Annotated in this window: 18 protein-coding genes and 1 tRNA gene; 10 read left to right on the top strand and 9 right to left on the bottom strand. The window is 36.7% G+C overall.

Features of this window, described 5'->3' with window-relative positions; all coding sequences use genetic code 11:
- Positions 1 to 190: 190 nt before the first annotated feature.
- Together ACKPEB_RS11920 and ACKPEB_RS11925 are read left to right on the top strand one after the other, a co-directional pair.
- Positions 191 to 2,077 carry a S9 family peptidase gene (locus ACKPEB_RS11920; protein WP_408965128.1) on the top strand — a complete coding sequence of 629 codons (1,887 nt, stop codon included), beginning with the start codon at positions 191 to 193 and terminating at the stop codon, positions 2,075 to 2,077.
- A gap of 92 nt (positions 2,078 to 2,169) precedes the next feature.
- Positions 2,170 to 3,036, top strand: coding sequence for an SPFH domain-containing protein (locus tag ACKPEB_RS11925; protein WP_408965129.1), 867 nt, complete (start codon positions 2,170 to 2,172; stop codon positions 3,034 to 3,036).
- A 76-nt stretch (positions 3,037 to 3,112) separates the two neighbouring features.
- Here the strand turns inward: ACKPEB_RS11925 and ACKPEB_RS11930 are convergent, their stop codons facing one another.
- Complete coding sequence (locus tag ACKPEB_RS11930) at positions 3,113 to 5,170, bottom strand: prolyl oligopeptidase family serine peptidase (protein ID WP_408965130.1); 2,058 nt, start codon at positions 5,168 to 5,170, stop codon at positions 3,113 to 3,115.
- Positions 5,171 to 5,373: 203 nt separating this feature from the next.
- Here ACKPEB_RS11930 and cofG point away from each other — a divergent pair, with 203 nt between their 5' ends.
- The 4 genes from cofG (at position 5,374) to ACKPEB_RS11950 (ending at position 7,196) form a co-directional block, all read left to right on the top strand.
- Positions 5,374 to 6,351 (top strand): 7,8-didemethyl-8-hydroxy-5-deazariboflavin synthase subunit CofG, encoded by a 978-nt coding sequence (gene cofG / locus ACKPEB_RS11935; RefSeq protein WP_408965131.1) that lies wholly within the window; start codon positions 5,374 to 5,376, stop codon positions 6,349 to 6,351.
- 16 nt (positions 6,352 to 6,367) lie between these two features.
- Positions 6,368 to 6,438 (top strand) — tRNA-Cys (locus tag ACKPEB_RS11940).
- A 15-nt stretch (positions 6,439 to 6,453) separates the two neighbouring features.
- Positions 6,454 to 6,897: a hypothetical protein gene (locus tag ACKPEB_RS11945; RefSeq protein WP_408965133.1), complete on the top strand. Its 444-nt coding sequence runs from the start codon at positions 6,454 to 6,456 to the stop codon at positions 6,895 to 6,897.
- A complete protein-coding gene (locus ACKPEB_RS11950) occupies positions 6,894 to 7,196 on the top strand; it encodes a hypothetical protein (RefSeq protein WP_408965134.1) in 303 nt (100 codons plus the stop codon). Before ACKPEB_RS11945 ends, ACKPEB_RS11950 begins: the two co-directional genes overlap by 4 nt.
- An 82-nt stretch (positions 7,197 to 7,278) precedes the next feature.
- Here the strand turns inward: ACKPEB_RS11950 and ACKPEB_RS11955 are convergent, their stop codons facing one another.
- From ACKPEB_RS11955 to ACKPEB_RS11965, 3 genes are all read right to left on the bottom strand, one after another.
- Complete coding sequence (locus tag ACKPEB_RS11955) at positions 7,279 to 8,571, bottom strand: type II restriction enzyme (RefSeq protein ID WP_408965135.1); 1,293 nt, start codon at positions 8,569 to 8,571, stop codon at positions 7,279 to 7,281.
- Positions 8,572 to 8,576: 5 nt separating this feature from the next.
- A complete protein-coding gene (locus ACKPEB_RS11960) occupies positions 8,577 to 9,443 on the bottom strand; it encodes a DNA adenine methylase (RefSeq protein ID WP_408965136.1) in 867 nt (288 codons plus the stop codon).
- Between the two features lie 225 nt (positions 9,444 to 9,668).
- Positions 9,669 to 10,598 carry a metallophosphoesterase family protein gene (locus tag ACKPEB_RS11965; protein ID WP_408965137.1) on the bottom strand — a complete coding sequence of 310 codons (930 nt, stop codon included), beginning with the start codon at positions 10,596 to 10,598 and terminating at the stop codon, positions 9,669 to 9,671.
- Positions 10,599 to 10,950: 352 nt separating this feature from the next.
- On the opposite strand from ACKPEB_RS11965, the gene ACKPEB_RS11970 reads away from it, so the two are divergent.
- Complete coding sequence (locus ACKPEB_RS11970; RefSeq protein ID WP_408965138.1) at positions 10,951 to 11,175, top strand: hypothetical protein; 225 nt, start codon at positions 10,951 to 10,953, stop codon at positions 11,173 to 11,175.
- Positions 11,176 to 11,350: 175 nt separating this feature from the next.
- Here the strand turns inward: ACKPEB_RS11970 and mrdA are convergent, their stop codons facing one another.
- Positions 11,351 to 13,165 carry a penicillin-binding protein 2 gene (mrdA, locus tag ACKPEB_RS11975; protein WP_408965139.1) on the bottom strand — a complete coding sequence of 605 codons (1,815 nt, stop codon included), beginning with the start codon at positions 13,163 to 13,165 and terminating at the stop codon, positions 11,351 to 11,353.
- 104 nt (positions 13,166 to 13,269) lie between these two features.
- On the opposite strand from mrdA, the gene ACKPEB_RS11980 reads away from it, so the two are divergent.
- Entirely contained in the window at positions 13,270 to 15,687 is a 2,418-nt protein-coding gene (locus tag ACKPEB_RS11980; RefSeq protein ID WP_408965140.1) for a DNA phosphorothioation-associated putative methyltransferase, read from the top strand.
- Between the two features lie 70 nt (positions 15,688 to 15,757).
- On the top strand, positions 15,758 to 16,555 hold the full coding sequence (locus tag ACKPEB_RS11985; RefSeq protein ID WP_408965141.1) for a pentapeptide repeat-containing protein: 798 nt from the start codon (positions 15,758 to 15,760) through the stop codon (positions 16,553 to 16,555).
- A 43-nt stretch (positions 16,556 to 16,598) separates the two neighbouring features.
- On the opposite strand, the gene ACKPEB_RS11990 is transcribed toward ACKPEB_RS11985, so the two are convergent.
- Complete coding sequence (locus ACKPEB_RS11990) at positions 16,599 to 18,467, bottom strand: glycosyltransferase family A protein (protein WP_408965142.1); 1,869 nt, start codon at positions 18,465 to 18,467, stop codon at positions 16,599 to 16,601.
- A gap of 174 nt (positions 18,468 to 18,641) precedes the next feature.
- Between ACKPEB_RS11990 and ACKPEB_RS11995 the strand changes: the two genes are divergently transcribed.
- A complete protein-coding gene (locus ACKPEB_RS11995; protein WP_408965143.1) occupies positions 18,642 to 20,228 on the top strand; it encodes a tetratricopeptide repeat protein in 1,587 nt (528 codons plus the stop codon).
- Between the two features lie 55 nt (positions 20,229 to 20,283).
- Here ACKPEB_RS11995 and ACKPEB_RS12000 read toward each other — a convergent pair whose 3' ends face one another.
- The 3 genes from ACKPEB_RS12000 to ACKPEB_RS12010 all read right to left on the bottom strand — a co-directional run bounded on the left by ACKPEB_RS12000 (position 20,284) and on the right by ACKPEB_RS12010 (position 23,503).
- Positions 20,284 to 21,123 carry a hypothetical protein gene (locus tag ACKPEB_RS12000; protein WP_408965144.1) on the bottom strand — a complete coding sequence of 280 codons (840 nt, stop codon included), beginning with the start codon at positions 21,121 to 21,123 and terminating at the stop codon, positions 20,284 to 20,286.
- Between the two features lie 69 nt (positions 21,124 to 21,192).
- On the bottom strand, positions 21,193 to 21,672 hold the full coding sequence (locus ACKPEB_RS12005; protein WP_408965145.1) for a TerB family tellurite resistance protein: 480 nt from the start codon (positions 21,670 to 21,672) through the stop codon (positions 21,193 to 21,195).
- Positions 21,673 to 21,715: 43 nt separating this feature from the next.
- Complete coding sequence (locus tag ACKPEB_RS12010) at positions 21,716 to 23,503, bottom strand: M61 family metallopeptidase (protein ID WP_408965146.1); 1,788 nt, start codon at positions 23,501 to 23,503, stop codon at positions 21,716 to 21,718.
- Between the last annotated feature and the right edge of the window lie 97 nt (positions 23,504 to 23,600).

Raw genomic sequence — 23,600 nt, forward strand, 5'->3', positions numbered from 1 at the left:
ATAGTAATAATTAGTCCCCCTCTCCTTGCAGGAGAGGGGGTTAGGGGGAGAGGTCATACAAATTTTGGGAGAAAATGAAACAGCCCTGGAGGGAGCAGGGGGGAAGAGGGGAAGAGGGGGAGGTTGGTTAACGGTCAACCGTCAATATTGACGCCACAATAGAGAAAGTTAAGTTTTGAAGATATAAACGATGACCACTGCAACTGAAGTGCCGCCTTTAATTCCTCGTGATCTGTTGTTTGGCAACCCGGAACGCACCAGCCCTAGTTTATCGCCCGATGGTAAATATTTGGCTTATATTGCCCCAGATGACAACAATATTTTACAAGTGTGGTTAAAAACCGTTGGAGAAGAAGAAACCCATCCTTTAACCCGTGATCCGAAACGGGGAATTCGATTTTTTTTCTGGACATATAACCCGGATCAATTGATGTATGTTCAGGACTCTGATGGTGATGAAAATTGGCATTTGTATTTAGTCGATGTCAAAACCAATATGGTTCGAGACTTAACGCCGTTTCAGGGTGTTCGGGCACAAGTGGTTAATTTAGATCACAAATTCCCTGATCAAATTTTAGTAGGAATGAACCTAATAAATCCGCAGGTTTATGATGTTTATCAGGTGAATTTAAAGAATGGGGCTGTTGATTTTCATACCGAAAATCCGGGTAATATTGTAGGGTGGACAGCCGATGCTGAATTTAAAATTCGGGCAGCAAGTGCCAGTAGTGATGATGGCGGGTTTGATTTATTATATCGAGAAACACCGGATCATCCTTGGGAAAATCTACGTCATTGGGGGCCGGATGAAGAAGGCGGGGCGGCTTTCTTTTCTAATGATGGTAAAATTTTGTATATGGTGGGTAACCATGATGCCAATGCACAACGGTTAATTGCTTTAGATTTATCGACTCGTCAAGAAACAATAATTGCTGAAGATCCTCAATATGATATTGGGGGATTATTAGCCCATCCGACGACGCGAAATATTGAAGCGGTTTCTTTTTATAAAGATAAGGAAGAGTGGCAGATTCTTGATGACAGTATTGTCGCAGATCTTGAAGCGATCAAACAAATTCGTCCGGGTGAATTTGGCATTAGTCGAACGTTATCGGATGAAAAATGGCTGATTAGTTTTGTCACCGATGATGGGCCAGTGTATTATTATGTTTACGATCGCCCAACAAAAACCCACAGCTTTTTATTTAGTAATAAACCCAAATTAGAAGGCTTACCTTTAGCGGCAATGGAGCCTATTTGTTATACTGCTTCTGATGGGTTAACCATTCATGGTTATTTAACAAAACCCGTTGGTGTTGAACTACCCGCCCCGACGGTGATGTTAGTACATGGGGGCCCCTGGACGCGGGATGCTTGGGGTTATGACTCGGAAGCTCAATGGTTAGCCAACCGGGGTTACGCGGTCTTACAGGTGAATTTCCGAGGTTCAACGGGTTATGGAAAAGCTTTTTTAAATGCGGGAAACCGAGAATGGGCTGGAAAAATGCACCAAGATCTCATTGATGGGGTGAATTGGTTAGTTGAAAATGGCATTTCCCAGCAGGATAAAATCGCTATTATGGGCGGGTCTTATGGTGGGTATGCTACGTTAGTCGGGTTAACCTTTACCCCTGATGTTTTTGCTTGTGGTGTGGATATTGTGGGGCCGAGTAATATTATTACATTGATGCAAAGTATTCCACCTTATTGGGAACCAATTCGCAAGAATTTTTATCATCGAGTGGGGAATTTAGACACGGAAACGGACTTTTTAAAAGCGCGATCGCCTTTATTTTTTGTTGACCGAATTGAAAAACCGTTATTAATTGGTCAAGGAGCAAATGACCCCCGTGTTAAACAGGCAGAAAGTGAGCAGATTTTTGATGCGATGAAACAAGCAGGTAAGCCTGTAGAATATGTTGTTTATAGCGATGAAGGACATGGTTTTGCTCGTCCAGAAAACCGTCTCCATTTTTATGCCATTGCTGAGGAATTCTTGGCTAAATATTTAGGCGGGAGGTTTGAACCTGTTGGAGAACTGACCGGACATTCTGGTGTGATTCAATCTTCAACCTAATTTTTAAAATATCCCCCTAAAAATAGGGGGATGATGCTAAAATAGGTGTGAATCCTTCCCCTAAATTATAAATATTATAAATTATAAATCCTATGTTCCAGTATATTCTGGGTATTTTATTTCCGATTATCATTGGTTTTATGCTGAATTCCTCTGTTAAAGTGATTAGTACCAGTGATCAAGCGATTGTTGAACGATTAGGACAATATAAACGGACTTTAAAGCCAGGACTCCAATTTATTGTACCTGTGCTGGAAAAAATTGTTTATTATGATACGAACCGGGAACGGTTATTAGATATTGATACGCAAGAAGTGATGACAAGAGATCAAATTACCTTAAAAATTAATGCCGGGGTTTTTTGGAAAATTGAAGATTTGCATAAATTTTATTATAACGTTGAAACCAATAAAACCAAAGAAGCAATTTCTAATTTAGTTTTAACGACCCTTCGGGCAGAAATTGGGTTAATTAATTTAGAAGATTTATTAGCTAAAATTAAAAAAGTTAATGAAGATTTATTGAAAGCCTTAAAAGAAGGAACCACAAACTGGGGAATTACGATTATTCGAGTTGATATTCAAAATATTACTCCTCCGAAATCTTTACAAGATGCAATGGAACGCAAACGGGTTGCTGAAAGTCGTAAACAGGCGGAAATTTCCGAAGCTCAAGGACAAGCTCAATCTATCAAAGTATTAGCAGATACGTTAAAACTAGAAACGAATAGTCCTGAATTCTTAAAATTTTTAATTACAAAACAATATGTTGAAGCGAATCAACAGTTAAGTCAAAGTGCGAATTCTAAAGTTATTTTTATGAACCCTAATCAATTAACAGAACCGATTAGCCATTTAATGGAAAATGATGCTGAAAATACAAGATCTTCTATTATTTTACCCGATTTAGGAGAAATTAATAAACCTCAATCGAATCCTCCTAATACTCAAAAAAGTTAACAAAAAAACCGTAGGGGCGGGGTTATCCCGCCCTTAGAGGGTTTATCCTACCCTTTAAAGATAACTGATGATGAACTTAATTAATATCAAGAACCCGCTTTAAGAAAGCAAATTGGTCGGCAATTTCTTCAATCATTTTAGTTGTGGGTTTTCCTGCACCATGTCCGGCTTTGGTTTCAATTCTGATTAATACAGGATTTTGCCCAACATGGTTTTCTTGTAACGCGGCGGCAAATTTAAAACTATGGGCCGGAACTACTCGATCATCATGATCGGCGGTTGTAATTAAAGTCGCTGGATAGGGAGTTCCTGGTTTTAAATTATGCAGAGGAGAATAGGCGTATAAGGTTTGAAATTCTTCGGGATTTTCTGGTGAACCATAATCAGAACACCAAGCCCAACCAATCGTAAATTTATGGAAACGAAGCATATCTAAAACTCCAACCGCAGGTAAAGCGGCGGCGAATAAATCTGGGCGTTGAGTCATACAAGCTCCGACTAATAAACCACCATTACTTCCTCCGGTAATCGCTAATTTGGAGGCTGAAGTATAGCCTGTTTCAATTAACCATTCCGCAGCAGCAATAAAGTCATCAAAAACATTTTGTTTATTTAGTTTTGTTCCTGCTTGATGCCAATTTTCTCCGTATTCTCCCCCACCTCGTAAATTGGCAATCGCATAAACTCCTCCCATTTCTAACCACACTAAACGACTAATAGAAAATGAAGGTGTGAGAGAAATATTAAATCCTCCATAGCCATATAAAATCGTCGGGTTATTTCCATTGAGTTCGATTCCTTTTTTCGCCGTAATAAACATTGGAATTAAGGTTCCATCTTTACTCGGATAAAAAATTTGTTGAGTTTCATAATCATCGGGATTAAAATCAACATTAGGTTGACGATAGATACTCGTTTCTCCTGTTACCAAATTGTATCGATAAATGGTATTAGGAATAGTAAAACTGGTGAAACTGTAAAAGGTTTCGATATCATATCGTTTGCCTCCAAAACCATTCGCAGAACCAATACCGGGTAATTCAATTTCTCGCACAAATGACCCATCTAAATTAAAGATTTTAATTTGAGTATGGGCATCTTTTAAATAATCGGCAATAAATTGATTATTTAAAATATTAACAGATTCGAGGGTTTCTGGAGCTTCGGGGATGACTTCGGTGCGAACTTGGGTCTTAATATTAACTCCAATGACTCGACTGCGTGGCGCGTTTAAATCCGTCGTAAACCAAAAGGTTTCTCCTTCATAATCAATAAAGCTATAACTCGCTTCAAACTCAGAAATTAATTCTATAACCGAGGAATCAGGTTGAGTTAAATCTTTATAAAAAACCAAGTTTTTAGTTTCTGTCCCCATCCAAACGGAAATGATTAAATATTTCCCATCTTCGCTAACAAATCCACTAAATCCCCATTCTTTATGATCAGGACGTTCATAGATTAAAATATCTTCAGATTGAGGAGTTCCTAAACGATGGTAATACAGTTTTTGGAAATAGTTAATTTCTTCTAATGGTTTCCCATCTTGGGGTTCATCATAACGACTATAGAAAAATCCTTGATGATCATGTGTCCAAGATGCACCGGAAAATTTAACCCATTTTAAATGATCCGATAAATCTTGTTGGGTATTAATATCTCGAACTTTCCATTCTTGCCAATCAGAACCTGAAGTGGATAAGCCATAGGCCATAAAATTTCCATCTTCACTAATTGCCATTCCTGATAATGCAATAGTTCCATCGGGTGATAAGGTATTGGGATCTAATAAAACTTGAGGTTCTGCATCTAAAGATTCTAAAACATACAAAACACTTTGATTCTGTAGCCCATCATTTTTAAAATAAAAATAACGGTTTCCTTCCTTAAAAGGAATACCATATTTTTCATAATCCCACAGTTGAGTTAGGCGTTCTTTTAGGGTTTCTTTGGCGGGAATTTGATTCAAATAGGCAAAAGTGACTTCGTTTTGCGCTTCAACCCACGCTTTGGTTTCTTCTGAGTCTAAATCTTCTAACCATCGATAGGGATCAGCAATTGTTACACCATGATAATTATCAACTTGATCACATTTCCGTGTATGGGGATAGCTCAGAATTGAATTTTGTTCAGACATCGGATTAAAGAATAAGGGTTGAACCAAAAATGTCGGGAACAATTCACCTAACCTGATGGTTGTAGGATATGTTAGCATAGCGTCACATACAAAGATAGGCTGGATAGATGATTGAATTCACCGACTGATTCTATTATAAGTCTAAGATATCATGATTTTTCCAGAAAAAACCGATGAAAACCTAACCTCTGGCTTGAGAACTTATGAATCCAGATATTACTTATAGTCCCGCTTATACGCTTGTCCCGACTTATGACTGTTTTAATCGCTGTAGCTATTGTAATTTTAGAACTGATATCGGTCAAAGTCCTTGGTTAAGCTTAAAAGAATCTGAAAAAATCCTAAAATTTCTGCAAAATCAAGGAATTATTGAGATTTTAGTATTAAGCGGCGAAGTTCATCCTAATAGTTCTCAACGTTTGCCTTGGTTTAATCGAATTTATCAATTATGCGAATTAGCAATATCCTTGGGATTTTTACCCCATACCAATGTCGGGCCGTTAAGTTGGGAAGAAATGACCCAATTAAAATGGGTTAATGTTTCCATGGGGTTAATGCTGGAACAAATTACGCCTAAATTATTAGAAACTGTTCATCGTTATGCTCCGAGTAAAGTTCCTGAATTACGGTTACAACAGTTAGAATGGGCTGGAGAATTAAAAATCCCATTTACGACAGGGTTATTATTGGGAATTGGAGAAACTTCTGAAGACTGGCGAGCAACTTTAACGGCTATCAAAAACGTTCATCAACGATGGGGAAATATTCAAGAAGTTATTTTACAACCTCACAGTTTAGGAAGTCAGCAAATCTGGCTGGGACAGGGTTTTGATTTACAGCAATTACCAGATATTATTGCGATCGCTCGTTCTATTTTACCCTCAGACATTACCTTACAAATTCCTCCTAATTTAGTGACCCATCCTGATATTTTATTAGCTTGTTTGAATGCAGGGGCGCGAGATTTGGGCGGAATTGGCCCCCGTGATGAGGTGAACCCGGACTATCCACACCCAGATGAGCAAACGTTGCGCTCAATTTTAGCCCCCAAAGGTTGGACACTGACACGACGCCTCCCCGTTTATCCTCAGTATGATGCTTGGGTTGTTCCCTCCCTACAAGGGGTTGTGAGCAATTGGCGAAAAAAGCTTGCCATTTCTGAAACACTTATGCTATATTAAATAATTGCATGGTTGTGGCGGCATAGCCAAGCGGTAAGGCAGAGGTCTGCAAAATCTCCATCCCCGGTTCAAATCCGGGTGCCGCCTTTAAAATATTAATCTATGGCATTTAATATAATTAATACTCTGACAGGTGCTTTCATTTTATTGATAGATATTTTGGAAGCAATTGGAAAAGTTAGAAAGGTAATTATTTGGAAACCGGGAAAAGCAGATTCTCATTTAGTCAAAAGGATTCGCTTAGGTCATTTGCCCGATGATGCTACCCTTGAACAATATAATAGGATCATCACTTTTATAGTTAACAGTCCAGATGCTAATGTTTATGGTTATGTTGATGGAGGAAAGATTTATCCGACGTTGGTAGCTAATGTGGAGAATCGGCTATGGTTAGTAATGATTGGCTTAGATGGGGTTTTAGAAACTGCTTTTCCTCCCGATGACCTAGAAGGATATCTATCTAATTCAAAGTTTGGGTATCTGGGTTCAGTTAAAGAGTTAGAAATCTTGATCTATCGGGGTTTAGTTAAGGAGTTAGAAATATGAATCCTCTCTTAAAAAACTATTGTGTGAGTGTTGAATTTCCTGATGTTAGCGGTGCGGAGCATTTAGAAATGTTACAAATTCGCGATCGCCTTACAGAAATTGAATCTCAACTCACTGAAGAAGAAAAAATTTTATTGACAAAAGCAGATCATCAATTAGTTGAGAATGCCAGTAGTTTCTATCAGGAATTATCCCGTTTTATTAACTTAACAGAGAGGCGAAACGAGCAATGTATTTGTCCTGAACGTTGGTGGTGGTATTTAGATGTACTAGCAGTTTTGCCAATGTCGTGCAAATAATAGTAATTTCAAAGATTGATAGAGATAGGTTAGTTAGTTTTAGCCATGAACAGGAAGACAGAACGACTTTAAAAATTATTTGTTAATCTTGGATTTGCTTAAAAATCCAGTAAATCCAGTTGCTAACAGTAGATTTGCGTCTTCCTGGGGTCTGGTTGCTAAGTTCAGCACGAGAAGACAATATAATTTCGCAAATTTCTTCTGTTGATGGCATTTTTCCCCTAGATAAATTTAATTGAAATACTGTATTGAAAACGGGGTATTCCAAAATTTTCCTGATCAAAGAAAGATATTTATTTTTTTGTCTTTTACTTAAAATTTCTCTTGCTTCCTGTGTCAAACGGAAGGTTATATCACCTGTACCAACAGCTTTGTATTTTTCTATCAGTCCCAGATATCGACCTGCATTTGTATAATACCCAGTTTGTCTCTGATCAAATTGATAATTTTCTGTAATTTCATCTTTAGTTAAATCTCTTTCTACTAAAAGGGATAGTAAGTCAATAACCCGTTCAAAATTATCTGCTTGGGGGAATGGTTCACTTGGTTCGGGAATTAAAGTGATCCTTTCAAAAATATCGGAAACATCCTGCTGTGTAATTTCTTCGGGTGCGATAATATAACTTTTTTGATCAATTAAGCGAATGGAGTTATAATCAGATTCATTCTGAAACTCATAAATAAAAAAGCTGAATATGTCGTTAGAATAAGTCATTAAAACAGGAATAACTTTTTTAGTAATTTTTTGTGACCATAAACGATAGGGATAATATAATTGCCTAATTATAAAATCATCAATTTGATATTTCTTAGCTTCGATTAAAATTAAATAATTTTCACTTTCAAAACCTCCATCTATTTCGCATTGACTATTAATGACTGAAATGGGATAACTTTGATTGTTTAAATAATTTTTAATTTTGAAATTAAAGCAACCAGAGGACATCCTTCCAGAAAGTGTAAACCATGTTTTCTCTCCTAATAAGTCGTCAATAATTCCTGTATTAAATGCACAACTGATAGCCGATGCTTCAGAATATAAATGGGTATAGTCTATACTTTCTATATAAGAAGGAAACTCTATATCAATAGGTTCTATATCAGTAGAATATTTAACATTCAAGTAAGCATCAAAACAACCAATAATATATTTTGAACGAGAAATAGGCAATATGGATAACTTATTATTCTTAAAAATTTGGGGTAAATTATCTGAATGATCAAACTTAGCCATTAACCGACTTTCTCGTTCTTCATTAATTTGAGTAGCTTCTATTTCAAAATAACCTTGTTTAGCAATAATATCTAAAATGCTATATCGTTGAAATAAGGTTTCCCAAGCAATATTGTTTTTTCCTGTTTTTTTGTTGTTCATGTGTTTTAAGGTTTGGGAACATAATTTAAAACTAAAACCTCATCTATTTTACCTCGTTTAAGAGCATTAGAGTTAATACTGCGGGTTGCAGAAACAACAATTGTTTCCTTATAATCTTTATACAAATCCAAGATAAAATCTGTAGCTGAATTACTCAACATCACATAACATCCTTTTTCGGTTAAGTCATCAACCACTTTTTTTAAACGTTCTTGTTGTTCTTGATTAAATCCATTAATATCATATCCAGTGAAAGAAGCGGTATTAGAAACGGGATCATAAGGCGGATCAAAATAGACAAAATCGCCTTTTTTTGCAGTTTCAACCGCTTCAGCGAAATCACGATTTAAAAAAGTTACTGATTTTTGGTTTAAATAATCGTTAACTCCCCTTAATACCGCCTCATCTAATATATTTGGATTTTTATAACGACCAAAAGGAACATTAAAATAACCGTGAGAATTGACCCGGAATAATCCATTATAACAAGTTTTGTTTAAATAAATAATTCGAGCAGCTTTTTCAATATTAGATAATTGATTATACTTTTTTTTAAAACGATCTAATTGTCGAAGATGATAATAGTATTCTTCAGAGTGATTTTGTTTATGATTTTGTAAAGCTTGAATCAATTCTTCCACCGAATCTTTAATGACTTGATAACAATTGATTAATTCTTTATTTTTATCATTAACAATTGCTGTTTTAGGTTGTAACTCAAATAAGAGAGCTCCGCCTCCTAAAAAGGGTTCAAAGTATGTGGTTTTCCCTATATTTTTAGGAAGATATTTGCGAATTTCAGGTAATAATTGTCGTTTCCCGCCTGCCCATTTTAAAAAAGGTTTAACTAGGGGATTTTTTTGCACAGTCACAGACTAATAATTCCTTCAAACTTTAGTAACCTATTTCAGTTTATCTTGAATTGAAATTTTAGTCAATCTACAGCTATCATTTATTGTTAGTTCAACAGTTCATGTTTACCGAAACCCATCAAGAAGGAAAAGAAACCCTAAAAACCTTTCATATTCTTTGATAAAAAGCGGTAAACCTGATGATAAATAGCCAAATCATTCATGATCCTAGTTGCATTTTAATTCTTAAAGTGCTTCATTTAATTTAATAATTCCTTCATCAAATACTTGATCTTGAGTATTAATCGCTCGAATTACCATTTGATCTTCATAAACCTCAATGGCGGTAAATCCTAACGTTGAAGCAGAGGTTGCTGTCCATTCTGAACGTTCAACAGAGCGAAGGGGTGCGCCTCCATTTCCTGCTGTTAAATAAGTAGTCCCTTTAATGGGTTTTGTCCGTTCATAATGATGTTCATGACCATTCATATAAAGTTGAACGTTAAATTTTTTAAATAAAGGAGTTAACTGCTCAATTAATGGTTCATTCACTCCATATAAACCAGAGGAATACATTTGAAAATGACTATAAACGATTTTCCAAGGAGATTGACTATTTCGCAGTTGGTCTTCTAACCAAGGCAGTTGTTTTTCCCAGTCTGCATTATCATTAGCATCTAAGACGAAAAATTGGACTGGATTATATTGAAAGGTATAGTAACGACCCTGCATATTAAATAACGGATAAGTGACTTGGCGGTTGCCATTTTTCGTTCTGATATCATGATTTCCTAAACACGCATAAAATTTAACTCCTGCTTCTAGTAAAGATTGATAGGGCTTTTCAAAAACTTCATTAATTTTCTCAATTTCACCGTCTGGATAAATATTATCTCCGAGTAATGTTACGACTTGAAAAGGAGATTTTTGATAATATCGAAACAGGGCATTCGCAACTTCATATTGTCCCTTTTTTCCCGTTCCTGTATCTCCAATGGCAATAAAACGGAAAAGCGGTTTAGGCTTAGGAATTAATGCCATCACAGAATCCACTAAAAAACTTTGATGAGGGGGATCATCAGAGGTGGGTAAAAAACGCTTTGTAATACCCAATCCAACAACACTACAAGCACTGAGACTACTTAACCATAGAAGTTGACGACGATTTAAGGGCATAAACGGGCAATTAATCGAGTGTATTCATTAATAAAATCATACCGTTTTTAGTGTTCTGTAGAGGGTTTAAGACATCAAAAAATCCAGAACCTCCTTAACAGTCATCCCACTGACCCAGAGTTTCAAGACTTGAGGGAACAGACTGTCGAAAGCAAAATTCTGGATTCCTGATGGTACTTAAGGAACTTTTTAATTCTAAAATCGTCTTTATCACGTTTTTTGACAATCGCAAATATCAAAGTTAAATAATAATCTTTCTTTAGAAAGATGTAATATCTCTGTTTAAATACGGATAATAAAAGCAGATTTTGTACAAAAGACCTCATAATTCCGTAACGAGATCTAAAGTAAAATGAATACAATTAACTTAATCGTTGAGAGTTGTTTAGAAACAGGCTATCTAACGGTAGAAGCGGAAGAGAGATTGCGGAACCTGTTGCAAAATACTAAATATGGTATGGAAGATTTTCATGCCTTTTTTAAACTGCAACAAGCTGTTATTGAGGGATTAGTGCGACAAGAATCACGGGAATTGCTCTATCAAAATAGTTCTGTTTCTAGTTTGTTAATTCTTTAACAATTCAGCTAAATTGAACTCGAATTGAATAATAATCTAGGAAAGAGGACAGGATAAAAATCAAAGGGATAACTTAGGATGACTGTTCATTGATTCCCCATCCTAAGCGTGAAGATTCAAGGATAAGATTGCATTTCAGTTTCTTCAAACTTTATGCTATTCAAAGGTTTTCAATCTAACGTTTAGATCGAGAAGGAACCTTTTGATTGTTAAAATAGGTTTTAAAGATTTCATGGGCGATGGGTGCTGCGGAAACAGCCCCATATCCCCCTGCTTCTACGACAACAGCGATCGCAATTTCGGGTTGATTGGCTGGCCCAAACCCGACATACATGGAATTATCCGGCTGTCCAGGGATTTCAACTGTTCCTGTTTTGCCTCCAGTTAAAGGAATTGTCCCATCATTTAATCCCCGTCCGGTTCCTTTTTTCACCACATCAATTAATCCCGCGCGAATGAGATTAAGTGTGGATGTAGAAATTTTAGTTTTAATTGGTTTGGTTTCAGATGTATTCGTTTGAGACATTAATAAATGGGGTTGAACTCGCCAACCATTATTAGCAACAGTCGCGATCATAACGGCTAATTCTAACGGGGTTACTAACACTAAACCTTGACCAATGGACATGGTAACAGTATCTCCGATATACCAAGGTTCACCATATAATTTTTCCTTTTCTTTTGGGGTCGGAATTTGTCCATGATTGGCTCCATCTAACCCTAATAAATCTAAATTAATGGTTCCGGCAATTCCCAATTCTTTACCCCATTTAGCAATATTTTCTGGGCCTGTTTTGACTCCCGCTTGATAGAAAAAAGTGTTACTACTAAAGGCTAAAGCATCTTTAAATCCTATCACCCCATAACTTTTTCCATGTTCATGAAACGAAATTCCACCGATTTTAATTGCTGAAGACGTTGCTATCTTAGAGGTTAGGGAAAATTTTCTGGATTCTATTGCTGCCGTTGCCGTTACAATTTTAAAGGTACTGCCGGGGGGATATCCTTGTAAGGCTCGATTTAATAACGGTTGTTCAGGGGTTTGAAGTTGTTTCCATTCTTGAGAAGTGACTTGATCTGTAAATAAATTGGGATCAAAAGTTGGGCCACTGGTTAAGGCTAAAATCCCTCCAGTTTTAATATCTAAAACAGCAACGGCACCTCGACGATTCGCTAAGGCTTTTTCGGCTGTTTTTTGTAAAGCTAAATCAATGGTTAATCGAATAGAGTCACCTTGTTTAGGAGATTGCAATCCTAATTCTTGAATTTCCTGTCCCTTGGCATCAACTTCAATTAATCGATTCCCCCAAATTCCCTGAATTTTTGAATTCGCTAATCTTTCAATCCCCATTTTTCCAACCATGATTCCCATTGGATAATCGGGATTAGCTTTTAATTCTTCCAATGTTGCTTCTCCAATATAGCCTAAAATATGGGCTAATAAATTGCCGTTTGGATAATGTCTGCGAGATTCAGCGCGAACTTCCACACCTCGTAAATTTTCAACTTTCTCGGCTAATCCAATAAACATTTGAGGTGATAAATTTGGACTGACTCGGACTGGAATTCGAGACTGATAACCGATTTTTTCTAACTTTTCTAAAATGTCTGAAGCCGGAACATTTAAAATCGATTGAAGTTGTTGAGCCGTAATTTTCCATTCTTCCGGGGATTGTTCCTGGGGCCATAAATACACCGAACGAGACAGTTGACTTCCTGCTAATAAATGACCATTTCGATCTAAAATTTGACCTCGTTTTGCGGGAACTGGGATCAAACGTAAACGATTATTTTCTGCTCGAACTCGATGATAATTTCCTTGAATTAATTGTAACTGAGCTAGTTTAATTCCTAAGCCACTAAAAATACAGCCGATTAATAATAGGAAAATTATACTTTGATGTAAACGCCGAGATCGGATTGTTGAATGTTGTTGTTCAGGGATTGTGATATAATCAGATTGACCTGAAAATAGGGATTCATTAGCCATAGTTTAAGATTTCTTAGATTCATCTTCATTATTCTTAATTCTTAATTCGTGTTTCTTGCTTTAAAATCAGAATAAACCGCTACGTTTTGATCGGGGTCAGATGAATGAGTAGCTATCATCATCTTGTTTTTCCTCCCCAGAGTTCTTCTTGGGAATGCTTAACCATCTCTGAAATTTTTATGCAGCAGAAGTCTCCTAACAGTGAGATTCAGACTGGGAATGATTTACTGGTGTCTTTGGCATTACAGGCTCTACAACGTCAGATTCCTCCTCGTCTAAAATGTTTTGATCATTTTTCTCCTGAGATTCAACAGGAAATCTATAACTATTTTGGAAGTTATCAACAAACGGGTTTGATTGTGGATCAACTATTACTAAATCTGCAAAACCAAAATTTTATTAATCAATGTTGTCAGCAAAGTTACATTGGAAAAAAACTCCCAAATGCTTTATATATCCATCGTTCAGCTTTATGCGAAATTAATATATTTTTACGAATTTATGAACAATTAAGCCGATTTTATTTACCTCCCCAGAAGCCTTTTACTTTAATTAAGTTTCATAGGAATCAATCCCTAATTTCTTATCTATTTTACCCTGACTTTGATGCTGATCCTCATCCCGCTTTGACGGCAAGTTTCCAAGTTAATCTTAAGACCGGACAAGTCAATATTATGGATTATTCTAATAGTGATAATCCGCCTATATTACATCGCAAAGAAACCTTTGTTACTCCCCATTATCCCCATTATGAAAAATTTACAAAACTGACTCAAACTGAAGAATTATTAGGATTATTAGAACCTCGTCGCCTTCCATCTTCTGCTTTAGAATCGGAATTACTCAACTCAGAAACTCGGCTCTATCGAACCATTGGAACTCGCAAAGGTTGGCAACAACACTTAAATAAGCATCAAGTAGAAATTCATGATCATCAGGTGATGAAAATTCGAGAAGACCCAGAGAATTTACTTCCCCTTAATTCGGATGATTCCTTGCCCTTTATTCCTAAAATTGAACGTCATCGCGCCGCACTTCTTCGGAAAACGTTATCCCGTCCGGTTCGTTTAGCTTTAGAAGCTGAACTGTTTCAAAAAGAGACGACTTTTTTTGATTATGGTTGTGGATATGGAGGAGATATTCAACGATTAGCAGAACAGGGATATTCTAGTCAGGGATGGGATCCTTATTATTCCCCCCATACTCCTCGTTTTGAATCAGATATTGTCAATTTAGGCTATGTAATTAACGTGATTGAATGTCAAACAGAACGACGGGAAGCATTAATACAAGCTTGGAATTTAACCCAAAAAGCGTTAATTGTTGCGGCTCAAGTTTTAGTGGATACTCAAGAACGAGGAATTATGGTTTATGGAGATGGGGTGATTACCAGTCGCAATACTTTTCAGAAATATTATCAGCAAGAAGAATTAAAAGTTTATATTGATCAAGTCTTGAATGTTGATGCAATTCCTTTAGATTTAGGAATTTATATTGTTTTTCGAGATGAAATGGAGGCGGAAAAATTTCGAGCTTCTCGGTTTCGTTCGCGGTTAACTTCCCCTCAAGTTCGTTTAAAGATTAAACGGTTTGAAGATTATCAAGACTTACTACAACCTTTGATTCAATTTGTGAGCGATCGCGGTCGTTTACCTGTCGATACCGAACTTCCAGAAGCAGAGGCAATTCAACAAGAATTTGGCAGCCTCAAACGAGCATTTCAACTGATTTTACAAGCGACTAATCCTGATGAATGGGATATGATTGCCCATAAACGCCGTCAAGATTTACTGGTGTATATTGCTTTAAGTCGGTTCGGTCGTCGTCCTAAACTGTTTCAGCTTTCAGAACCCATGAAAAATGATATAAAAGGTTTATTCGGTAGTTATAAAAAATCTTGTAATTTGGCAGATTTAATGTTATATACTCTAGGTGATCCTCAAATTATTGCCAACCATTGCCACAATAGTCCGGTGGGTCAAAAACGAACCAATTCCCTCTGGATTCATATTTCAGCCTTGGAAAAACTTGATCCTTTACTGCGACTGTATGAGGGATGCGCCAGTCAAACCCTTGGCCGTCCCGAAGGTGCAAACTTAATTAAGTTTCATATCAAAACTCCGAAAATTTCCTACTTATTTTCTCCCGATTTCGATCTCGAACCTCATCCGATCCTCAGCACTTGTATGCAAATTGATCTGCGGGATCTTCAAGTTAGCTATCAAGGTTATGATGGCCCTAACCCTCCGATTTTGCATCGCAAAGAAACCTTAGTGACTCCTGAATATCCCCGCTATCAACAGTTGGTTAGACTCAGTGACCAAGAAGAAAAATGGGGGTTATTAGATGACTTTCGTTTGATTCGGACACGACTAGGTTGGTTAAAATGTTTGGAAGACCATTGTGCTCAAATCAAGGGTTATCGTGTCTACTGGCGTACCGATGCCGATCCTTACCGGGTTAAATTATTGCGTTCTGCTCGTCGGACTCGAAAAAAATTACAGTCCTCCGATGATCCATAAGGAGATTCAGGTATCCGTACCCACTTCAGTTTCTAGTCAGGGTAAGACGAATTAAACATAATATTAAAGAATGGACATTAAACAATTAGTCGAAAAATATGCTAACGGGCAAAGGAATTTTCGAGGTGCTATCTTAATTGGCGTTCAACTGAATGGCATTGATTTAAGTAGTATTGATTTAAGTGGTGCTAATCTGATTAATGCAGAATTGCAGGAAGCCGATTTGAGTGAAGCTGATTTAACAGAAGTTAATTTAATTAATGCTAATTTGACAGGTGCAGATTTAAGTGGCTCAGATCTTAGTCGTGCTTATCTTAATGGGGCTAAATTCGTGGGTGCTTATCTTAATCGCGCTCATTTAATGAATACCTATTTAACAGGAGCAAATTTAATTTATACCAAATTGATTGGAGCGAATTTAACAGGAGCAAATCTGACAAATGTTAAATTAATTAATGCTAATCTGACCCGTGCTATTTTAACTAATGCTAATCTAATGGGAGTCAATTTAATTGGTGCAGATCTTAAAGGTGCTACCCTCTTGGGAGCCGATCTCAGAGGTGCAAATTTAAGTGGAACCTTAATTGATGAAACCACTGAACTCAGTGAGAAATGGCGTTTGGTTCAGGAAATTGTCACCCTCGGCGGGATTGAACGAGATTTGAGTTATAGTGATTTGAGAGATGCTAACTTAATTGGAGCCAATTTAACAGGAGCTAATTTATCCTATGCTGATTTAAGTGGTTCTAATTTAAGTGGTATTTATCTCACGGATTCTATTGTAGAAAATGCTAAATTTTTAAGGGTCGTCGGACTTTCCCCAGAAGCAAAACTTAATCTTAAACAACGGGGTGCTATTTTAGATTAGTTATTGTAGGGTGCGGCTCTCGCAGCACGCACCTTTTAACGTTTTATTCTTTCAAGTTAGCTTGGATTTGTTCTAACCAAGCTTGCGATCGAGCTAAACCTTTTTCTAGTCTTTGTAGTTTAGATAATGGTTGAGAGGAAGTTTCCTTCTTCCCTAATAAAAAATGATGTTTATCCCAAGGTTCAGTTCGATCCCAAATTCCAGAAGTATCTAATCTTTTCAGTTCAGATTTTGAAGGAAAATTTAATTTATCTGAAGTAAAGGTAGCCCGATCTATCGACCAACCTTTGGCTAATTCAGATTCACAATAAACTCGTTTAATATACTTTTCTATGACATGATCTTTACTTAAAATAATATAATGTCTCAAAATGAAAGGAATGGGGAAAATTTTACGTTCAGGAAATAAAGCGTGATGTCCTCCACTACTATGAATATTGATATGAGGTGTTTTTTTCCAAGCGTTAATTCGGCGGAGTGGATCGGGTTCAAAAAAGTAATAATACTGCATTTCCTGAACATAATCTTTCCCTTCATAGGATTCTGCTTCACTGGTTGGTAAAAACACAAATTCATCAAAATTGATCGCATTATAACCTTGTCGATCAGTATCTTCTATTCCTTCTAAAAGCGTTGGATAAGGTGGCGGAGCTTGACGAATTTCATCCGCATCATGATGAATAAACCAATCTGCATTAATTTCTAACGCTAATCGTTCTTCATTTTGACAAATCTTAGTTAATTCAAATTTTCCTTCATAGGGGAAATTTTCAATTCTAATTACCCCTCGACCGAGAAAACTTTTAGCAATCTCTAAGGACTGATCCGTTGAATCATTATCAATGACACAAACTTCTATCCCTTGGGATCGTAAATGTTCTAAACAACGGGATAAATATCGTTCTTCATTTCTAATGGTTAGTAAAGCAACTATTTTTAATGATTTGGGTGAAGCGGATATTAGCAAAGAATTTGACGAGGATAATTGAGGAATAATTGGCTGATGATCTAGCTGAATATTAACCGTTTTAGGGAAAGGTTGAAGCAACCCAATATTATCATCGAGTTTTTTGACGGGATAATCAATCAGACCCCAATTTTCAGGAAGATGATACGGAATATTTTGTGTTAGGTATTCCTCTCGTTTATTCAATCCTTTATGGGAACTAGCTAAATGGGAAGTATTTCTCCACGTTAACTGATGATCTTCTTTGAAGACAGTTCCGATAAATTTAAAACCCGGTGAAATGTTAGAGTTAGATTCGTGTTTTTTTAGGTAGTTTGAAATGAACCTAATATCTATATAAATATCAGAATCTTTAATATTTTCATCATGACCAAAATCAATTCTGTTTTTATTATATAATGTAAAATCTCCGGCTCCCCTTTCAAAATGTTGACCGCCATAACTATCATAATACATGACAGTATTTTCGAGCATTTTTGGAAAATCGGCTGTATATAAACCCGATTTAATATCTCGTCTTTCGGCTCTGTAGATAATATTTTCTAGTAAAGTATTATTTTGCAGATAATCTAATACATCGTTTCCAAAGACAACATCTGCATTCGTTAATAATACCCAAGGATAACTAGCTTTTCTAATCCCAACATTTTTAGCATAAAACTGCATAAAATTCATGTCGGGATTAGTACAAATGGATTGATGGATCGAAGCGGGAACAACATAACATTTAAACCCAAGGGGTGCTAAGGTGTAAGATAGATAATCTTCATTTAAAGGGTTCCATTCAATAAAGATCCATTCGCCTTCTATACCTCTGGTGATCATCTCCGTGTAATTTCGCTTCCAAGCAGCTAATAATTTAGATTTAAAATCACCACCATACTGATCATTTCTTCCCGCAAAAACAATAGATATTTTTTGATGATTGACAATATTTTTTTTCATATATTTGCTCAATTTTAAGAAAATTTACACTTCAGTTGTCACCAGGAATCAACTCGATTAAAATTAAAGTTTATAGACTAGATCATCTTTTTTTAAGTTAAACGCTCTGAATGAGTCTGTTGAGTGTTAAATTGTTTAATCAGTGGAGCCGTAGGAGCAATCAACGATAAAACCATGACTGTTAACTCTTTTGATACAGCCAACCAACTGTTACGATCCGGCTTATTTGAGAAAGCCATCGAAAGTTACAAGAAAGCCATTGAGGAAAATCCGACATCGGCTTGGTGCTATTATAATTTAGGCGAAGCCCTAAGCCAACAAGGAAGTTTGGAAGAAGCGATCGCAGCTTACCAAAAAGCGGTTGATCTCAATCCGAATTCTCCTTGGTTTTATGACCGTTTAGGGAGTCTGCAACTTAAAGCTGGACAAGGAAATCAAGCCATTAGTTGCTTTCAAAAAGCGATCGCCCTCGATTCTAGCTTTTATGAATTTTACACGAATTTGGGCAGGGCTCTAACTCAACAAGGAAATATTGTAGAGGCTTTGTCTTGCTTTCACAAGGCCTTGGCGCTTAAACCTAATGATGAGGAAATTTATTATTATCTAGGTCAGGCTTTAACACTCAACAATCAAGGTCAAGAAGCAATTACAGCTTATCATCAAGCATTAACAATTAATCCCTATTGGTCAGAATGTTATTTAGAATTAGCTAAACTTCAAAAACAATTGGGTCAAACCGATGAATCCCTCCAAAATTATCGCCGAGCTTGTCAACTTAATCCTAATTTAATTGAAGCTTACGAGAATTTGCAAGCTATTTTAGAGGAACAGGAACAATGGTCAGAAATTATTAAAAATAGTCGTCGGTATTGTCAGGTTAATCCCAAGTCAGCGACAGCTTATTATCATTTAGGAAAAGCATTCATTCACCAACAACTGTGGCAAGAAGCGATGACGAATTTGCGTCAAGCTTGTGAACTAAATGCGAATTTTGTAGAAGCTTATGAACAATTAGGAGAAGCATTATCTGCACAAAACGAATGGGAAGAAGCGGTAACAGTTTATCGCAAATGCGTTGAGTTAGTTCCTAATTCAATTCAATCTCACCGCCGTTTAGCTCAAGCTTTAGTTCAAGTTCATAACTTAGAAGAAGCGATTTCAGTTTATCGTCAAGCTTGTGATTTAGAAACACCTTCTGCGGAGTTATATAATGAATTAGCACAAGCTTTAGCACAATTTTATCAATGGGAGGAAGCGATTTCAGTTTATCGTCAAGCTTTAGAATTGAACCCAGAAAACCAAGGTGAAATTGAAGTTCGCTTACAACAAATTTTAAGTAAACAACGTCAATTTGAAGAAGCAATTACGGCTTATCGTCGTACCCAAGAATTTATGCCTGATTCCTTTGAATCTTATCAAAATTTAGGACAAACTCTTCGACAGCAAGGCAATATTGAAAATGCGGTTGTCGCCTTACGTCGCGCTTGCGTTCTTAACCCTGGATCGCCAATTGCTTATCACCTTTTAGGTCATACCTTTGCTATGTTGCAAAAGTGGGATGAAGCTATTTGCTGTTATCAACGTGCTTGTGAAATTTATTCCCTTTCTCCCGATATTTATTTACATTGGGGAGAAGCTTTAGAACAGAAAGGAAATTACCAAGATGCTCTAACATATTTCCAAAAAGCCATTAATCTTAGACCAGAGTTTGATCTTGCTTATGAGGGGATCACTCGTGTGATTTCAAAAAAAAAGAAATAATATGATCCCCTAAACCCCACGTAGAGACCTTCCATGGAAGGTCTCTACAAGATGGTTAATTGTTCAGAGCATCAGCTTTTTGTTGGGCTTGTTCTTGATTTCGACGATATAATGCTGCGCGATTTTGGGCTGTTGGATATCGTTCAAAATCAGGAGAAACTGCGGCCATCAAATCGGCGGCTTGCTGCCATTTTTGAGCAATTTCTAGCCATTCCTGACGGGTATCAGCAACTTTTCCTTCTGCGGCTGCTTCAGTGGCAAGTTTGACTCCTTGACTAAATTGTTCTGCTGACGATAAAGGTTGAACAGGAGAAGGAGAAACGTCAACCGGAGTTTTTCGGTTAGATTGTAAGGCATTAAATAATTGAAATTGTAATTCGCTGTATAACCAAAATCCTATTAATCCTAAAACAATACTTAAACCAACCCCCACGATTAAACTCAGGGGAGATGGAGGTTTTTGGGAAACAAAAGTTGAGGAAGAATGATTAACAATCGGTTGATTCGGAATAGAACTTTGAGAGGAACTTGGCTTAAACCAATGTGTTAAAAAATTAGATTTTCTGAGAATAATCTCTTCTGACCACAACAATTGTTCTTCAGGGTTTTGGATAATATTTTGTAACCACAGTAACTGTTGTTCTTGCAAAATCCGGCTGTGAATTCGGACTCGATGAATATTCCGAGGAGAAATAGATTCTAAAATATCCCGAATTTTACTAACAATAATAGATTGGTCTAAGGATTCAGGATTGTTAGCCTCACAAAGCAATTGCAAAACATCATGGGTAAAAACTGCACGAGTGCTTACCCCTAAATCAGTCATTTGTTCATTAATTACTTGAATGATGGCTGCAACACGACCATTATGGGCTTGTTTAGCAATGTCATTCATAGCATTTGTATAGATAAAAGGGAATAGGGAACAGGGAATTACGAATTACGAATTACGAATTACTGATGATTATTGTTGAATAAACTCTCCTAATTTACGGGTGATCGTTTCAATTAATTCTGCTTTAGAATGGCTGGGACTATCCATCTCAGTTTCTAAACGTTGAACTACTTCTGGAGGAAGATTAAGTAATTGCAATAATTTTTGATAAGCCACTGCTTCTTCTGGGTTAATTTTAGGTTCCTCTGGAGTGCGAGAACTAGAGTTGATGACTTCATATCCTAAAACCAGTACCAGTTCTCGTTCAGCTTGGGTTTCAAGTTTAGGAATTAACTCTTCTAAGGGGATATTTTGCATTAAATAATCCCTTAATTCTTGTTGAAGTTGTTGCTGTTGTTGTTCCTGTTTGGCGAACAAACGACTAAACTGATTCAACATCACCTCAACTTCTTCTCTTGCTAATTCTCCATCAGACCAAGCCATCGAGGTTACAACCCGTAATAGATTCATTTGACGGGGTGTAATTGAAGGAGGGGGAGGGACTTCCATCGCTTAACCTCTGAAATATTTCCCCCTATCATCTCATAAATTCTTATAAGTTGTGATAAGGACATCCTAACCAGCCTTCAAAATTTCGTTTTTGTTGCGGGGTGGGTTCGCTAACAGAAACGATTTGATAATGATTAGGACGGGGAGAAGTCAAGGTAACTTGACAAGTTCGTAACAAATCTTGATGAAAAAACGTTAATTCTATTGTATCTCCAGGTTTGTAATCTTTTAAGCGGTCATTGAATTGATCTGAGGTGACTTTAAATCCATTTAAAGCCAACAATTCATCATGAATATCTAATCCTGCAGCTTCCGCCGGACTCCCAACTTCTACAAATTTAATGATTTCTCGACCTTTTTCGGTAGCAACTTTACAGCCTAAATAGGGTGTTTCGTCCTTGGTTTCCGCAATTAATTGTAATCCAAAGGGTTCTAAATATTGATTGTAGGGAAGTTCATCTAGTCCATACAAATAACGCTCGAAGAAATCTGTTAAAGAGGTATCAGCAATCGATTCTATTACCTGTTCTAATTGTTCGGGTGTAAAGCCAATTTCCGGTTGACCAAATTCTAACCACATTTGACCCATCACATCATCCAGCGATCGCTGATTTCCGTGTTTTTCTCGGATTAATAAATCCAGTAAAAATGAAACTAATTCTCCTTTTAAATAATAGGAGATTTGATTATTATCACTATGGGATTCTCGGCGATACAATTTAATCCAAGTATCCCAACTCGACTCGCTTAAGGGTTGAACTAACCGCCCAGGAATGGTTTGTAACCGAGTAATATCTTTAGCGATCGCATTCAAAAAGCCTTTAACATCAAAAATACCCGCCCGATAGGGAATCACCATATCATAATAACTGGTTGTACCTTCAGAAAACCACAACGAGGGAGTATAATTTTCTTGTTCATAATCAAAGACTTCTAACGCTTTGGGGCGAATGCGCTTAACGTTCCATAAATGGAAGAATTCATGGGCGACTAACTGCATAAACCGATGATATTTCTCGCTGCTGCGAAACCCAAATCGAGAATAAATTAATGAACAAGAATCTTTATGTTCTAAACCGCCAAACCCTTGATTAGAAAGATGCAATAAAAATAAATAGCGTTCATAGGGTAATCCATCAAATAATTCTGATTCTACGGTAATAATTTTTTGAAAATCCGTCAGTAACCGTTCAGGGTTAAGATTCCCATCGCCCCAAATTGCTAATTGATGCGGTTTTCCCAGCACTTCAAATTCATATAATCGATGGGTTCCAATTTCAAAGGGACTATCAACCAAAGTATCAAAATCAGGTGCATAAAACGTATTAATTTGATGAGGAACTGTCGGTAAACTGGTGCTAACCGTCCAATTTTTAGGCGGTTCAATCGTAACTTGAATCGGGTGTTTTTCACATCCGGGGATATAGAAAAATAAAGCCGCCCCATTAAAATAACCATGAGATCCATCTAAATGATTCGTTCTCACACTTAATTCATTAGCAAAAATTCGATAAAACACCCAAATTTCTGTTGCAGATTTCGATTGAATTTGCCAATGATTTTTACTTTTTTTCTGCCATTTTAAGAAGTTTCCTTCCGAATCGCAGACCCGAAAATCTTGTAAATGTCGAGCATATTCCCGTACTAAATATGACCCTGGAGTCCAAACGGGCATTTTTAAATTTAATGGGGAGGATAAAAGCAAATCGCCTTGAATTTTCAAGCGAATTTCAAATAAATGGGATTCTGGTTTAGGCATTCCTACCCAATATTGTAAAGTTGGAGTAACCATAGTCAGAGCATCCGAATGAATTTGAGTAGCTTCCGTCATAATTTTTTGATTAACAATAAGGGTTTCTAAGAAATAAGGAACAGAAAACAGGGTGTTAATTTGCGATTCCCTATTCCCTATTCCCTATTGTTGAGTG

The organism is Planktothrix sp., from assembly GCF_046067725.1.
Taxonomy (GTDB): Bacteria; Cyanobacteriota; Cyanobacteriia; order Cyanobacteriales; family Microcoleaceae; genus Planktothrix.

Excerpts from the sequence above, each read along its gene's own strand:
- ACKPEB_RS11930 (WP_408965130.1), bottom strand. The coding sequence starts at position 5,170 with ATGTCTGAACAAAATTCAATTCTGAGCTATCCCCATACACGGAAATGT.
- ACKPEB_RS12005 (WP_408965145.1), bottom strand. The coding sequence starts at position 21,672 with ATGGAAGTCCCTCCCCCTCCTTCAATTACACCCCGTCAAATGAATCTA.
- ACKPEB_RS11925 (WP_408965129.1), top strand. The coding sequence starts at position 2,170 with ATGTTCCAGTATATTCTGGGTATTTTATTTCCGATTATCATTGGTTTT.
- cofG (WP_408965131.1), top strand. The coding sequence starts at position 5,374 with ATGAATCCAGATATTACTTATAGTCCCGCTTATACGCTTGTCCCGACT.
- ACKPEB_RS11995 (WP_408965143.1), top strand. The coding sequence starts at position 18,642 with ATGACTGTTAACTCTTTTGATACAGCCAACCAACTGTTACGATCCGGC.
- ACKPEB_RS11980 (WP_408965140.1), top strand. The coding sequence starts at position 13,270 with ATGAGTAGCTATCATCATCTTGTTTTTCCTCCCCAGAGTTCTTCTTGG.
- ACKPEB_RS11950 (WP_408965134.1), top strand. The coding sequence starts at position 6,894 with ATGAATCCTCTCTTAAAAAACTATTGTGTGAGTGTTGAATTTCCTGAT.
- ACKPEB_RS11985 (WP_408965141.1), top strand. The coding sequence starts at position 15,758 with ATGGACATTAAACAATTAGTCGAAAAATATGCTAACGGGCAAAGGAAT.
- ACKPEB_RS11965 (WP_408965137.1), bottom strand. The coding sequence starts at position 10,598 with ATGCCCTTAAATCGTCGTCAACTTCTATGGTTAAGTAGTCTCAGTGCT.
- ACKPEB_RS12000 (WP_408965144.1), bottom strand. The coding sequence starts at position 21,123 with ATGAATGACATTGCTAAACAAGCCCATAATGGTCGTGTTGCAGCCATC.
- ACKPEB_RS11970 (WP_408965138.1), top strand. The coding sequence starts at position 10,951 with ATGAATACAATTAACTTAATCGTTGAGAGTTGTTTAGAAACAGGCTAT.
- ACKPEB_RS11990 (WP_408965142.1), bottom strand. The coding sequence starts at position 18,467 with ATGAAAAAAAATATTGTCAATCATCAAAAAATATCTATTGTTTTTGCG.
- ACKPEB_RS11920 (WP_408965128.1), top strand. The coding sequence starts at position 191 with ATGACCACTGCAACTGAAGTGCCGCCTTTAATTCCTCGTGATCTGTTG.
- ACKPEB_RS12010 (WP_408965146.1), bottom strand. The coding sequence starts at position 23,503 with ATGACGGAAGCTACTCAAATTCATTCGGATGCTCTGACTATGGTTACT.
- mrdA (WP_408965139.1), bottom strand. The coding sequence starts at position 13,165 with ATGGCTAATGAATCCCTATTTTCAGGTCAATCTGATTATATCACAATC.
- ACKPEB_RS11955 (WP_408965135.1), bottom strand. The coding sequence starts at position 8,571 with ATGAACAACAAAAAAACAGGAAAAAACAATATTGCTTGGGAAACCTTA.
- ACKPEB_RS11945 (WP_408965133.1), top strand. The coding sequence starts at position 6,454 with ATGGCATTTAATATAATTAATACTCTGACAGGTGCTTTCATTTTATTG.